Source organism: Pseudomonas sp. SDO52101_S400, assembly GCF_054071635.1.
On the sequence record NZ_JBSVWF010000023.1, the window covers coordinates 1 to 13,893 of the forward strand.

Sequence of the window (13,893 nt, forward strand, 5' to 3'; positions counted from 1 at the left end):
TGTGTCAACTGACACACCGCTTTCGCGAGCAAGCCCGCTCCCACAGTTTGTTTTGTGGTGAACAACGTGAGGACACCGTTTTGCGCTCTACCGAAGTCGTGATCATTGGCGCTGGCGCCGCAGGGTTGATGTGTGCACTGACCGCCGCCGGGCGCGGGCGTCAGGTGCTGCTGCTCGACCACGCGAACAAGGCCGGCAAGAAAATCCTTATGTCCGGCGGTGGGCGCTGCAACTTCACCAACATGTACACCGAACCGAGCAATTTCCTCTCGCAGAATTCGCACTTCTGCAAATCCGCGCTGGCCCGCTACACCCAGTGGGATTTCATCGGCATGGTCGCCAAACACGGCGTGCCGTATCACGAGAAAAAGCTCGGCCAGTTGTTCTGCGATAACAAATCCAGCGACATCCTCGGCATGTTGCTGGACGAATGCGATCAGGTCGGCGTCAACCTGCACCTCGACACGTCGATCCAGACCCTCTCGAAAGTCGAGGGCGGTTACCTGCTCGACACCACCCTCGGCCAGATCCAGTGCCAGTCGCTGGTGATCGCCACCGGCGGCCTGTCGATCCCGACCTTGGGTGCCACCGGTTTCGGTTACCAGGTCGCCAAACAATTCGGCCACGACCTGCTGCCGACCCGCGCCGGGCTCGTGCCATTTACCATTACCGATCAGCTCAAGGATTTGTGCACCGAGCTGTCGGGCACCTCGGTGGATTGCCTGGTCAGTTGCAACGACCAGAGTTTTCGCGAAAACATCCTGTTCACGCACCGCGGCCTGAGCGGCCCGGCGATTCTGCAGATTTCCTCGTTCTGGGAGCCGGGCGACACGGTCGAGATCAACCTGCTGCCCGATCACGACGCCGCGAGCTGGCTGCAACAGCAGACTGCCGAACGCCCGAACAGCGAACTGAAAACCCTGCTCGGCGAAATCTTCACCAAGAAGATGGCCAACCTGCTGGCGGATAACTGGTTCGTCTCCAAACCGATGAAGCAGTACACCCACGCCGAACTGGCGGACATCGCCGAGAAACTCGGCAGCTGGAAAGTCGTCCCGGCCGGTACCGAAGGCTACCGCACGGCCGAAGTTACCCTCGGTGGCGTCGACACCCGCGAAGTCTCGTCCAAGACCATGGAATCGCTGAAAAGCCCGGGCCTCTACTTCGTCGGCGAAGTGCTGGACGTCACCGGGCATCTGGGTGGTTTCAACTTCCAGTGGGCGTGGGCCTCGGGTTACGCCGCCGCCCAGTACGTCTGATCCAAAATCAAACGCAAAACCTGTGGGAGCGAGCCTGCTCGCGAATGCGGTGTGTCCTTCAAAATCAATGTTGAATGATATGCCCCCCTCGCGAGCAGGCTCGCTCCCACAGTTGGTTTCAGGCAGACCAGGGAGAGTTGCGAATGACCTCGACGAAATTCATCGGCTTGAACCCCGGCATCTGATCCTTCAGCACATCGGTCTTCACATTGCCGAACGTCGTATGCGGACGGTGACGCAAGCCATCGGCAAACGCGCAGATGATGCACTCCTTGAAGCCCTCACCCCGTGGATGCGCATGCACCACCGCCTCACGCTGCACGGTGGTGAACGCCGCGTAATCCATGCCCAGCACATCCATTTCGACACCCGCCGTCACCAGCGCCACGGTCGGACGCAAATGCTTCGGCACGCCCGGCGTGGTGTGCAGGGCGATAGACAGCCAGACCTGTTCGATGTCGTCGTTGCTCAGCCCGTAAGGCTTGAGAAATGCCGCTGCCGCGTTGGCACCATCGACTTCGAAGCGCTCGTCATCGCTGCGGTGACCTTCGACCAGACCCAGATCGTGGAACATCGCGCCGACGTACAGCAGCTCCGGATCGTAGGTCAGTTGCTGGCGTTCTCCGCTCAACGCGCCGAACAGAAACACCCGGCGCGAGTGGTGGTAAAGCAGGTCGGATTCGATGTCGCGGATGTATTCGGTGGTGGCCCGGGCGAGGGCACTGTCGGGGATCTGGATACCGGCAATCGTGGTGCTCATGGAAGCTTTCCTCTTCGAGAACGCCGTCGCGGCGCTGATGGGCAAAGTCTGTTCTCGGGGGCGAAAGCGGACAATCGATCCATGGCTGCGATCCTTGCCATTCCACCTGCAAATCGTGCCAGCTCGCTTCTGCGGCGCGGATTGGCTAGGGTTGGCGCTGATCCGCCATTCCCCGGGAGTCGACATCGCCATGAACAAAACCGTCGCCATCGTGGTGTTCCCCGGCGTGCAGGCGCTGGACGTCAGCGGGCCCATGGATGTGTTCGCCGAGGCCAACCGCTTTCTGGCGCCGGAGGATCATTACCGGCTCGAAGTGATCGGCGTCGAGCGCGGACCGATGGCGTGCTCCAATGGGCTGACCCTGAGTGCGCATCGGCACTTCAGCGACGTGCCGGACGCTTTCGACTTGCTGCTTGTGGCGGGTGGGCCGCAGTTGCCGTTCCTGGATTTCGGCGAGGCGTTCGATGCGTGGTTGCGCGAGGCCTGTGGGCGGGCGCGGCGGTTCGGCTCGATCTGTAACGGTGCGTTCATGCTCGCCCGTGCCGGGTTGCTGGGCGGGCGCACGGTCACTACCCACTGGAATGACGCCGAGGCGCTGGCGCGGTTGTACCCGTCGAGTCGGGTCGAGGCCGATCGGTTGTACGTCGAGGATGGCCAGCTCTACACCTCGGCCGGGGTGACGGCTGGGATCGATCTGTCGCTGTACCTGCTGGCGCGGGATTATGGTGCCGAAGTGGCGTTGAGCGTGGCCAAGCGATTGGTGGTGTTCACCCAGCGCTCGGGCGGGCAGTCGCAGTTCAGTCCGTTCCTCACGCCCCATGCCGAACCGACGTCGGCGGTGGCGATGGTGCAGTTGTACGTGCTGGCCAATCTCACCGGCGACCTGACCATCGCCGACCTGGCGAATGCCGCGAACATGAGCGCGCGTAACTTCTCCCGGGTGTTTGCCCGGGAAGCGAAAGTCACCCCGGCGGAATTCGTCGAGCGGGCGCGGGTGGATGCGGCGCGGGTGATGCTCGAAAGCACCACGGTGCCGCTGAAGACGGTGGCGTATCAGTGCGGGTTTCGCGATGCGCAACACATGCGCAGCGTGTTCAACCGGCGGCTGGGGGTAACGCCGCAGCAGTTTCGGCTGAATTTTGCGGCGATGGTTTGAGCTGAGGTTGGCTTGAGATCGCTACCCCTCACCCCAGCCCTCTCCCCCTGGGAGAGGGGGCCGATTGGGGAATATTGGAGAGATACGCCGACCTGAGCGAACTCGGCTGAATCCATAATCGACTCCGATCGTTCAGGTCGATGTATGACGCAAGACACCTCGGTCGGCTCCCTCTCCCTCCGGGCGGTCCGACGTTTCGGGAGGGCTGGGGTGAGGGCGGCTTTTAAGGCGCAGCCCGCTTAGGCAGCAACTTCAGCGTACTGCGCGTATTCGCCGTCACCTCTTCCTCACTGAAATGCGCCTGCACATACATCCCGTCCACATACGCCTCCGCCTGATCGTCATAGTGGCTGTCGAACGGCACACCGCTCTGGCCCACCGGGTTGATCGTCAGACTGTGAGCCGGATCCGCGAAGTCCACCAACCGCCGCGTCGATGGCCCATAGGTCACCGGCCACGGCGCCGGGCCGATCTTCGCCGAGAGGTTGTTCGGCACTTCATGGGAGCCCGGCGCGGCGAAGGGGCCGACGTTGAAAATGCGATCCAGCGGTTTCTGCTGACCCAAAGGATGACCATGGGTCAGCGTATGCGCCTTGCCCCACTGCCAGCCAGAGGCATCGTCGCCGAGGGTCTGTTTCAGGTGCGTCATGCTCGCCTGCCACGCGGTGCGCACGGTGTCGGCGCGGGTTTCCTTGCCCGGGGTGTTGCGGTTGTCCCACCACGGCGAGTCGGCGTTGGCGGCCAGTCGTGGCAGCGCTGCGTCGAGCACGCGGGTCGACAGCAAGGTCTCGAGCATGTCGTTGCCCAGCTCATCGCGCATCGCCGCGTCGGCCAGGTCGTAGAGGAACTGGTTGAACACCGTGGCGCTGACGGAATCCAGCGGGTAGTCGCCTTGCCACTGGGCCAGTTGCTCGACCAGTTTCAGCTGCGCCGGGTCGCTCACCACTTCACGCAATACCGGCAGCAACGGTGCCAACAGACGCGGGCCATAACCGGTGGCAGTGCCCAGTTGCAGCTTCTGGTTGGCCTCGTTGTCCCACTTCACAGTCTTGTCGGCGAGCTGACGGTTGAGCTGCTGGCCACGGTCGGCGAGGTTGTAGTAACCGGGAATCTCCATGCCGGTCGGCGATACGGGCTGGAAGTTGGCCGAGACGATATAGCCCCGCGCCGGGTTCTCTTCCTGCGGGTTGGCGCTGAACGGGAAATAGCCGTCCTTGTCCGCCTGATTGCCGCTACCGTCGAGGATGAACTCGGGTTTGACCCCGGCCGGACGCTTGGGTAGCAACGCCGAGGCCCACCAGGCGATATCGCCCTTGGCATTGGCGTAGACGATGTTCAGCCCCGGCGCCTGGACCTTGGCCGCTGCGGCACGGGCCTTGGCCAGGGTGTCGGCACGGTTGAGCTGGTAGAAGCCTTCGAGGATCGGGTTCGGTGTTTCGAGGAAGGCCCACCACATGGCAATCGGGGTTTTCCCGGCGGCGGTGCCGAGGGCGTCATTGACGATCGGCCCGTGAGGCGACTGGCGCAGGGTGATGGTCACCGGCGCCTGGCCTTTCACCGCAATCTGCTGCTCGGTGCTGACCATGTCGGTCCACTGGCCGTGATACCAGACCTGATTCGGATTGTCCGGGTTGACCTTCTCGGCGATCAGGTCCAGGTCATCGTTCTGGAACATGGTCAGGCTCCAGCCGAAATCCAGGTTGTGTCCCAGAAATGCAAATGGCACCAGCGCCTGATGATGGCCGTAGAGTTCAAAACCCGGCGCCGACAGTTGCGCCTCGTACCACACCGACGGCACCGAAAAGCGGATGTGCGGGTCGCCGGCCAACAATGCCTTGCCGCCCTTGCTGCGACTGCCGGCAATCACCCAGGCGTTGCTGCCTTCGAACTGCGGCAGGCCGTTGTCGATCAGTGCCTGCTCGCTGAGGCGGGCGAGGGCGTTCAGGTCTTTCCAGTCATCGGCAGCGAGTGCCGGTGCGCTGCCGGCGCGGCCCTTGGCGAGCACGCCCTTGGGCTGCCAGTCGAGGTCGAAGACGTTGAGGTAATCGGCGCCGAGCTGATCGCGCACATAGGTCAGCAATGGTTCGGTGCGAAACGCGGCGGCGAAGCTGTAAGCCATGTAGCCGGCGACGCTGATGCTGTCTTCGGCGGTGAACGGCCGCTTGGGGATGCCCAGCACGTCGAACTCCATTGGCGAAGCGTGGGAGTCCTGATATTGGTTGATGCCGTCCAGATAGGCTTGCAGGGCCTTCCAGGCCGGCGACTGCTTGTCGAGGCTGGCCACGTAAGTGGCGGCGCGCTCGCGAATGCGCAGGCTGCGGAACAACTTGTCGGTGTCGAGCAGTTTCGGTCCGAGCACTTCGGCCAGTTCGCCCCGGGCCAGGCGGCGCATGGCTTCCATCTGGAACAGTCGGTCCTGGGCGTGCACATAACCGAGTGCGCGATAGAGGTCGGTTTCGTTTTCGGCACGGATGTGCGGCACGCCGCGCTCGTCATAACGCACGGTCACCGAGCCTTGCAGGTTGCGCAACTCCACCTGGCCCTGACGCATCGGTTGCTTGCTGTATACGTACCAGCCGCCGGCGGCGAGCAGTGCAACGATGAGCAAGGCAAGAACGGTGAAGACGCGTTTCATGGTGACTCCTTGTGCATTCGGGGTTGCCGCCCGTGCGGGCTGCAAACAATTAGCACACGCCTCGTGTGCCGTGCATCGCTGTCCTTTAAATGTCCGGAATGCCTTACTTCGTTTCTACTGGCCACGGGCAGTAGCAACCGACCGCCAGCGTGTGGGTGGCATTGACCGGACGATCATCACTCAACGCTTGGAGGATCGGTTCGATAAAACTGTTGCTGGAGTTGCACGTCAGGCCTTCGCTGTAAGGCCCGAAGTACGCCAGTTTGCCGCTACGGTCCCAGATCGCCACGGCCGGGCTGGCGGGAATCTGCTCCGAACCTGGCAACACCGCGATGGTTTTCAATTGGCTGAGCGTTGCGGGCAACTGGCCGTGGCTGCCGGCCTTCTGCACGGCGAAGAACTCCACGCCCTTGGGGCCGAACTGTTCGACCATCTCGGTCAGGTGCTGTTGATTGCCGACGTTACATGGACAGGCCGGATCCCAGAAGTGCACCAAGCGGATGTTGCCGGGGCCGGCGAGGTCGTCGGGCAGGCGCAGCGGATCGCCGGAAAACACCGCAGTGTGTTCGCTGAAGGCCCGCAGGTAGCGGCCCTGAAACCAGTCGTACGCGGCCCACAGCACGCCGGCACACACGATGGCGAGCAGGCTGGCAAACAGTGCGGTGCGGTAGGGCGAGCGCATGGATTTGAGTCCTCAGAGGCGCGCTAGCTTGCCATGCTTGCTTCTACAGATGAATATCGCAGGCCGATAAAGTCTGTTTACCGTTCTGGAATTGCCCATGTCTGTTGCCTTCGATCCCGATCATCTGCGTGCGAGCCTCAAGCCTTTGGCCGAGTGGCAGCCGCTGTCCGAGGAGGCGAAGGCGTATCAGCGGTTCTACAAGACCGACTTTCCGGAGCGCGATGTCTGGCGTGGCATGGGCCGGTTCGACGTCGATGGTTATGAGTTGGTCAGTCATTGCTGGTGGCCGGCGGAAACGGCCAAGGCCACGCTGTTTCTGGTGCACGGTTTTTATGACCACACCGGTCTCTACCGGCATGTGATCGAGTGGGCGCTGAATCAGGGGTTCGCAGTGATTGCCTGCGATCTGCCGGGGCACGGTCTGTCGAGCGGGCCACGGGCGAGCATTCGCGACTTCTCTGAATATCAGGATGCCCTGCAAGGCCTGTTCGCCGAGGCGCACTCGATTGCGCTCCCGCAGCCGTGGCACTTGTGCGGGCAAAGCACCGGCGGGGCGATCATTGTCGATCACGTGCTCAACCATGGCGAAAACAGCCCTGCGCAAGGCCAACTTATTCTGCTGGCACCGTTGGTGCGGCCGCGGGCCTGGGGCTGGTCGCAGTTCAGTTACTACCTGCTCAGGCCTTTTGTCAGGGGCATTGCCCGGCGTTTCAGCGAGAACTCCAACGACCCGGCATTCCTGCCGTTCCTGCAGGCCGATCCGTTGCAACCCAAACGCCTGCCGACGGCGTGGGTCGGTGCGTTGTCACGCTGGATCAAGCGAGTGGAATACGCGAAGAAAAGTCCGCGCCGTCCGCTGATCATTCAGGGCCAGGCGGACATGACGGTGGATTGGCCGCACAACCTGCAAGTGCTGAAGTGGAAGTTCGACCGGCCGCAGATTCTGCTGCTGGCCGAGGCGCGGCATCACCTGGCCAATGAGACGGCGGAAATGCGCGAGGAATATTTCGAGTTCCTGAACAAGCGGATCAAGGGCCGTCATTCCCAGTGATCCTGATGGCCCTTTCGCGAGCAAGCCCGCTCCCACATTTAACCGTACTCATCCAGCATCAACTCGGTCGAATGTGGGAGCGGGCTTGCTCGCGAAGGCGGTCTGTCAGGTCATAAAGATTACTGGCTGAGGTTCGAGGTGCTTTGCCCCACGGCCAACCCGGCGCGAATCGCCGCCAGCGCGGCCTGATAGTAGGCCTTGCCTTCGGTAGATTCGGCAAAGGTCGCGAACTCTTCCAGTTCTTCATCCGACAGGTCGCGATAGACGTACAGCAGCGTGTTGTTCAGGTCGGCACCGATCTGATCCATCAGGCGCTGGCGCTGGCCGTTCAACATGCCCTGGGCCTGACCGCCGCCGAGCAGGCCGGGGATCATCGAGCTCAGGCTGTCCGCTGCCACACCGGCAATCGCCAGGCTGACTTCGGCACCGGCTTCACGGGCAGGCAGGGCCTGGGCGAGGTGGCCGATGATCAGCAGGCGGCTGTCGCTGGCCGGCATCTTCGGCAGGCCCTTGGCGTTTTTCGCCAATTGGTCGCGGCGGGTCGCCAGCAGTTCGGCGGCGACGATCTTCTTGCCCAGCGGTGACTGGAAGAACGACAAGGCCGGTTTCGGATCGGCGAGGTTCTTGCGCAATTGTGCTTCGGCCCGTTGATCCACGGCCTGAGGAGCAAAGCGCTGATTGCTGTTGTTCACCAGCGCCTGAAACACTGCCGGCGGCAAGCTGTTCTGGTAACGCTGTTGCGCGGCGCTCAGGGCGTCATTGAAATGCGCGCGTTGGTCCGGCCAGCCGGCGACCTTGTACAGCTGGTCGTGGCCGTCTGCCCAGGCGGGCAAAGCGCAGAACATCAACAGTGAAAAAAGCAAACGGCGCATAGGGACTCCTGTCAGCAGCGGACTATTCTCCGTGCGGTGCCAGTACTTGTCGAGAATTCGTATCAAGCCGCCGCGTGGCTCTGTCGGAATTCCTGGCACAGGCATACTATGCGCGCCATGCAAATATCCTCTGAACACCCGCTGCTGTTACGTATCGTCGACGATCTGGCCGAACGTGGCTGGTCGCAGCAGAACATTTTCCTGCCTGCCGATTTGACCCGCGCGCTGGCCGCCGAGTGCCGCAAACGTGAAGCCGAAGGCGAGCTGGCGCCGGCAGGAGTCGGACGCGGGCCGCTGTCGGAGGTTCGCGAGGGCATTCGGGGTGACCATATCCAATGGATCGACCCCGGCCAGGCTGAGGCCAGCGACCGCTACCTGAACCTGATGGACAGCCTGCGTGAGGCGCTCAATCGCGGACTGTTCCTCGGTCTTGAAGACTTCGAATGCCATTTCGCCCTGTACCCGCCGGGTGCGTTCTACCGCAAGCATGTCGACCGTTTTCGCGACGATGACCGGCGTATGGTGTCGGCAGTGATCTATCTCAATGACGGCTGGCTGCCGGAGGATGGCGGGCAACTGCGCATGTATCTGGAGAACGACCGCGTTCATGACGTGCAACCAACGGGCGGTTGTCTGGTGGTGTTTCTCTCCGGCGAAGTCCCCCATGAAGTGTTGCCAGCCAACCGCGAGCGACTGTCGCTGACAGGCTGGTTCCGCCGTCGTGGCAACGAGCCTTTCTGAGATGCAGAAGATTCTCGTGAGTCGCTGCCTGTTGGGCCATCGCGTGCGTTATGACGGCGGGGCCAGCGGGCCGTTCGATCTGCTGGAACAGTGGATTGCCGAAGGGCGCGTCGTGCCGCTGTGCCCGGAAGTGGCGGGTGGTTTGCCGACACCCCGGGCGGCGGCGGAGATTCCGGGCGGGCAGGGCGGTGAAGTGCTCGATGGCCTCGCTGCGGTGATCACCACCGAGGGTGAGGACGTCAGTGCGCAGTTTCTCGACGGCGCACGGCAGGCGCTGGAATTGGTGCAAAAGCACGGGATTCACGTGGCGGTGCTCAAGGCCAACAGTCCTTCGTGCGGGAATCTGCTGACCTATGACGGGACATTCAGTGGGGTGAAGGTGAGTGGCGAGGGGGTTACTGCTGCGTTGCTGAAGCGCCATGGGGTGCAGGTCTTCAGTGAGCTTGAGTTGGTTGAGGCGGCGGTGGCTTTGGAAATATTCGACTGATCCGAGAGCGCTGCCCTCACCCCAGCCCTCTCCCGGTGGGAGAGGGGGCCGACCGAGCGGTCTGACGCTATACATCGACCTGAAAAATCGAGTCGATTATGGATTCACCAAAGCATTAACAGGTCGGCAGATTTCTAGAGTATCCCCGAGTCAGTTCCCTCTCCCTCCGGGAGAGGGCTAGGGTGAGGGGCTCTTTGAGGCCCTTAATTCTTCAACCATTTCTCAGTCAAAGCCTCCAACCGCCCATCCGCCCTGATCCGCTGCAACGCATTCTCAAGGCTCGCGTGAAACGCCGGGTTACCCTTCTGAAACGGAATCGCCAGCTCCACCGGCGGCCCAACCTTCGGTTTCTCTTCAGTCAGTGTCTGTACCAGAACCAATGGGCGGGGCTGCTCATCCTTTTTCGCCAGCAGCTGCGCATTGACCTGCGTGTAAGGCTCGCTCACGTCGAAACGATCCTTGAGTTCCGGGGTCAGTGCTATGTGGTTGAGCGCGACGTCGTACTTGCCGCTTTCGACGCCCTGGAACAGATCGGCTTCGTCGGTGACGATGAAGTCGGCGCGAACATCCAGCTCGTTGGCCAGCAGTTGCCCAAGCTCGACCTCGAACCCCGTGAGTGTGTCGCCGTCCTTGAAATTGAAGGGCGGTGTATTAGCCTCAAGGGCAATGCGCAACTCGCCACGGTCGTAGACGTCATCAATCAGTTCGGCGTGAGCCAGCGGGCTCAGAAGGGGAAGCAGGCAGATCAGGCCAGGCAGAAAGCGCATGGTCACTCCTTTGAAATCATTGTCGCGGCCTGCTGTTCAGGCTCGCTTTGCTATGGTTGTCGAGTGCCTTCGACAACGAATGGTCATGAAGTTGTCATGACCGCGCGGATTTTACGGAAAAACTGGAGAAGAGAATGAAAACATTCATGTCACGCGCCGCTTTGGCAGGGCTTCTGTTAAGTGCTTCGATGCTGGCCAGCGCCGCTACACCGGCGCCGGCAGGTGCTTCAGTGAGTATCGTCGAGCCGAGCAGCGGTGCCGTTGTGGACAAGACATTCAAGGTCAAGTTTGAAGTCAAAGGCATTGCCCTTGCGCCGGCCGGCGACCCTACCGCGAACACCGGGCACCATCACTTGCTGGTCGATGCCAAGGAGATTGTCCCGGCGGGCAGCGTAATCCCGGCCGATGCCAACCACATCCACTTCGGCAAGGCCCAGACCGAAACCGAACTGACCCTGACGCCTGGCAAGCACACCTTGCAGCTGGAACTGGGCGACAAGGGCCACATGGCCTTCGACCCGCCAATCGTTTCGGAAAAGATCACCGTGACGGTGAAATGACTTTTCCACCGGCATGAAAAAGGGAGCTCCGAGGAGCTCCCTTTTTTGTGGCTCAGCGCGGAATCAGAACAGCACGCGGCTACGGATGGTGCCGTTGACGTGTTGCAGCTTCTCTTGCGCCAGCTCCGAGTATTCGGCGTCGACGTCGATCACCACGTAGCCGACCTTCTCGTTGGTCTGCAGGAACTGACCGGAGATGTTGATGCCGTTTTCGGCGAAGACCTTGTTGATCTCGCTCATCACACCCGGGATGTTCTCGTGGATGTGCAGCAGGCGGTGCTTGCCAGGGTGAGCCGGCAGGGCCACTTCCGGGAAGTTCACCGACGATACGGACGTACCGTTGTCGCTGTACTTGACCAGTTTCTCTGCCACTTCCAGACCGATGTTGGCCTGCGCTTCAGCGGTGGAGCCGCCGATGTGCGGGGTCAGGATCACGTTGTCCAGGCCGCGCAGCGGGCTTTCGAACTCTTCATCGTTGGAGCGCGGCTCGACCGGGAACACGTCGATGGCGGCGCCGATCAGGTGCTTGTCCTTGATCGCGGCGGCCAGGTGATCCAGCTCGACCACGGTACCGCGTGCAGCGTTGATCAGGATGCCGCCCTTCTTGATGGCGCGGATTTCCTTCTCGCCGATCATCCACTGGGTCGCAGCGGTTTCCGGTACGTGCAGGGTGACGATGTCGGACATGCCCAGCAGCTCGTGCAGGTTGCCGACCTGGGTCGCGTTGCCCAGTGGCAGCTTGGTCACGGTGTCGTAGAAGAACACCTGCATGCCCAGACCTTCAGCCAGGACCGACAGCTGAGTACCGATCGAGCCGTAGCCGACGATGCCCAGTTTCTTGCCGCGGATCTCGAAGGAGTTGGCCGCCGACTTGATCCAGCCGCCACGGTGGCAGGAAGCGTTTTTCTCAGGGATGCCGCGCAGCAGCAGGATCGCTTCGGCCAGCACAAGCTCGGCAACGGAGCGGGTGTTGGAGTACGGCGCGTTGAACACGGCGATACCGCGCTCGCGGGCCGCTTCCAGATCAACCTGGTTGGTGCCGATGCAGAAACAGCCGACTGCCACCAGCTTCTTCGCGTGATCGAAGATCTCTTCGGTCAGTTGGGTGCGCGAACGAATGCCGATGAAGTGAGCGTCAGCGATCTTTTCCTTGAGCTGGTCTTCCGGCAGGGAGCCAGTCAGGTATTCGATGCTGGTGTAGCCCGCCGCCTTGAGGACGTCGACAGCCGATTGGTGGACGCCTTCGAGAAGAAGGAACTTGATCTTGCTCTTATCGAGAGAAGTCTTGCTCATCTGCGTAAACCTGTATCCCGGAGAAAAATGGCAGGGAGGGGAGCAGCCTGGAGCTGACCCGCACGGCAAGAATGCCGTCGCCGCAGAACAGGCCTTGGGCACTGGCCTGCGGGGTCGGTATGCTAGCATAGCCGCCCCGCTAATCACTCATTCCTGCGACGTGAAGCGTTCTCAGGATGACCATGAATTGTTCGAGAGTTCCGTCGATGACCAATCCTGTCCTGATTGATGAACTGAAGACCCTGGTCGAGCCTGGCAAGGTCCTGACCGATGCCGACTCCCTGAACGCGTACGGCAAGGATTGGACCAAGCACTTCGCCCCGGCGCCCAGCGCCATCGTGTTCCCCAAGACCATCGAGCAGGTGCAGGCCATCGTCCGCTGGGCCAACGAACATAAAGTGGCGCTGGTGCCATCGGGCGGCCGCACCGGCCTTTCCGCCGCGGCCGTGGCCGCCAATGGCGAAGTGGTCGTGTCGTTCGACTACATGAACCAGATTCTCGACATCAACCTCACCGACCGCACCGCCGTCTGTCAGCCGGGCGTTGTCACCGAGCAACTGCAGAACGCGGCCGAAGAACATGATTTGTACTACCCGGTGGACTTCGCGTCGGCCGGTTCCAGCCAGATTGGCGGCAATATCGGCACCAATGCCGGCGGGATCAAGGTCATTCGCTACGGCATGACCCGCAATTGGGTCGCAGGCATGAAAGTGGTCACCGGCAAGGGCGATGTGCTGGAACTGAACAAGGATCTGATCAAGAACGCCACCGGTTACGATCTTCGGCAGCTGTTCATTGGCGCCGAAGGCACCCTCGGCTTCGTGGTCGAAGCCACCATGCGCCTGGATCGTGCACCGAAAAACCTGACCGCAATGGTCCTCGGCACCGCCGATTTCGATTCGATCATGCCGGTGCTGCACGCCTTTCAGGGCCGACTCGACCTGACCGCGTTCGAGTTTTTCTCCGACAAGGCCCTGGCCAAGGTCATGGGCCGTGGCGATGTTCCGGCGCCGTTCGACACCGACTGCCCGTTCTATGCGTTGCTGGAGTTCGAGGCGACCACCGAAGAAGTGGCCAACACCGCCCTGGAAACCTTCGAGCACTGCGTGGAGCAGGGCTGGGTGCTGGACGGTGTCATGAGCCAGAGCGAAACCCAGTTGCAGAACCTGTGGAAGCTGCGCGAGTACATCTCCGAAACCATCTCCCACTGGACACCGTACAAGAACGACATCTCGGTCACTGTCTCGAAAGTCCCGGCGTTCCTGCGGGAAATCGACGCGATCGTCGGCAAACACTATCCGGATTTCGAAATCGTCTGGTTCGGCCACATCGGCGACGGCAACCTGCACCTGAACATCCTCAAGCCGGACAACCTGAGCAAGGACGAGTTTTTCGCCAAGTGCGCCACCGTCAACAAGTGGGTGTTCGAAACCGTCGAGAAGTACAACGGTTCGATTTCCGCCGAACACGGTGTGGGCATGACCAAACGCGATTACTTGACCTACAGCCGCTCGCCGGTGGAAATCGAATACATGAAAGCGGTCAAGGCGGTGTTCGACCCGAACGGCATCATGAACCCGGGCAAGATCTTCGCGGTTTGATCTGCAATCCCTGATGAATCAATGAAGGC

13 protein-coding genes are annotated in these 13,893 nt (G+C 61.5%); 7 read left to right on the top strand and 6 right to left on the bottom strand.

The features are described 5' to 3' along the window. The first annotated feature begins 80 nt into the window (after positions 1-80). The gene (locus tag ACW9HX_RS13675; protein WP_457381072.1) at positions 81-1,259 is read left to right on the top strand and encodes an NAD(P)/FAD-dependent oxidoreductase; all 1,179 of its coding nucleotides are present in this window, start codon (positions 81-83) and stop codon (positions 1,257-1,259) included. A gap of 118 nt (positions 1,260-1,377) precedes the next feature. Here the strand turns inward: ACW9HX_RS13675 and ACW9HX_RS13680 are convergent, their stop codons facing one another. Next, positions 1,378-2,019 (bottom strand): HD domain-containing protein, encoded by a 642-nt coding sequence (locus ACW9HX_RS13680; RefSeq protein WP_457381014.1) that lies wholly within the window; start codon positions 2,017-2,019, stop codon positions 1,378-1,380. A 190-nt stretch (positions 2,020-2,209) separates the two neighbouring features. On the opposite strand from ACW9HX_RS13680, the gene ACW9HX_RS13685 reads away from it, so the two are divergent. Then, complete coding sequence (locus ACW9HX_RS13685; protein WP_457381073.1) at positions 2,210-3,175, top strand: GlxA family transcriptional regulator; 966 nt, start codon at positions 2,210-2,212, stop codon at positions 3,173-3,175. Between the two features lie 223 nt (positions 3,176-3,398). On the opposite strand, the gene ACW9HX_RS13690 is transcribed toward ACW9HX_RS13685, so the two are convergent. Both ACW9HX_RS13690 and ACW9HX_RS13695 read right to left on the bottom strand, forming a co-directional pair. Then, positions 3,399-5,810, bottom strand: a complete 2,412-nt coding sequence (locus tag ACW9HX_RS13690; RefSeq protein WP_457381015.1) for a penicillin acylase family protein — start codon at positions 5,808-5,810, stop codon at positions 3,399-3,401. Between the two features lie 103 nt (positions 5,811-5,913). Then, the gene (locus ACW9HX_RS13695) at positions 5,914-6,492 is read right to left on the bottom strand and encodes a DUF6436 domain-containing protein (RefSeq protein WP_457381016.1); all 579 of its coding nucleotides are present in this window, start codon (positions 6,490-6,492) and stop codon (positions 5,914-5,916) included. Between the two features lie 97 nt (positions 6,493-6,589). On the opposite strand from ACW9HX_RS13695, the gene bipL reads away from it, so the two are divergent. Continuing rightward, complete coding sequence (bipL, locus tag ACW9HX_RS13700; RefSeq protein WP_457381017.1) at positions 6,590-7,543, top strand: phospholipase BipL; 954 nt, start codon at positions 6,590-6,592, stop codon at positions 7,541-7,543. Positions 7,544-7,662: 119 nt separating this feature from the next. Here bipL and ACW9HX_RS13705 read toward each other — a convergent pair whose 3' ends face one another. Beyond that, positions 7,663-8,415: a DUF2059 domain-containing protein gene (locus ACW9HX_RS13705; RefSeq protein ID WP_457381018.1), complete on the bottom strand. Its 753-nt coding sequence runs from the start codon at positions 8,413-8,415 to the stop codon at positions 7,663-7,665. A 108-nt stretch (positions 8,416-8,523) separates the two neighbouring features. Between ACW9HX_RS13705 and ACW9HX_RS13710 the strand changes: the two genes are divergently transcribed. Both ACW9HX_RS13710 and ACW9HX_RS13715 read left to right on the top strand, forming a co-directional pair. Continuing rightward, positions 8,524-9,156, top strand: a complete 633-nt coding sequence (locus ACW9HX_RS13710; protein WP_457381019.1) for a 2OG-Fe(II) oxygenase — start codon at positions 8,524-8,526, stop codon at positions 9,154-9,156. Between the two features lies 1 nt (position 9,157). Continuing rightward, complete coding sequence (locus tag ACW9HX_RS13715) at positions 9,158-9,643, top strand: DUF523 domain-containing protein (protein WP_457381020.1); 486 nt, start codon at positions 9,158-9,160, stop codon at positions 9,641-9,643. A gap of 203 nt (positions 9,644-9,846) precedes the next feature. Here the strand turns inward: ACW9HX_RS13715 and ACW9HX_RS13720 are convergent, their stop codons facing one another. Further along, a complete protein-coding gene (locus tag ACW9HX_RS13720) occupies positions 9,847-10,410 on the bottom strand; it encodes a transporter substrate-binding domain-containing protein (protein ID WP_457381021.1) in 564 nt (187 codons plus the stop codon). Positions 10,411-10,544: 134 nt separating this feature from the next. On the opposite strand from ACW9HX_RS13720, the gene ACW9HX_RS13725 reads away from it, so the two are divergent. Next, positions 10,545-10,970, top strand: a complete 426-nt coding sequence (locus ACW9HX_RS13725; protein WP_457381022.1) for a DUF4399 domain-containing protein — start codon at positions 10,545-10,547, stop codon at positions 10,968-10,970. A gap of 63 nt (positions 10,971-11,033) precedes the next feature. Here the strand turns inward: ACW9HX_RS13725 and serA are convergent, their stop codons facing one another. Next, positions 11,034-12,263 carry a phosphoglycerate dehydrogenase gene (gene serA, locus ACW9HX_RS13730; RefSeq protein WP_085709015.1) on the bottom strand — a complete coding sequence of 410 codons (1,230 nt, stop codon included), beginning with the start codon at positions 12,261-12,263 and terminating at the stop codon, positions 11,034-11,036. A gap of 206 nt (positions 12,264-12,469) precedes the next feature. Here serA and ACW9HX_RS13735 point away from each other — a divergent pair, with 206 nt between their 5' ends. Continuing rightward, a complete protein-coding gene (locus ACW9HX_RS13735) occupies positions 12,470-13,864 on the top strand; it encodes an FAD-binding oxidoreductase (RefSeq protein WP_457381023.1) in 1,395 nt (464 codons plus the stop codon). Positions 13,865-13,893 lie beyond the last annotated feature (29 nt).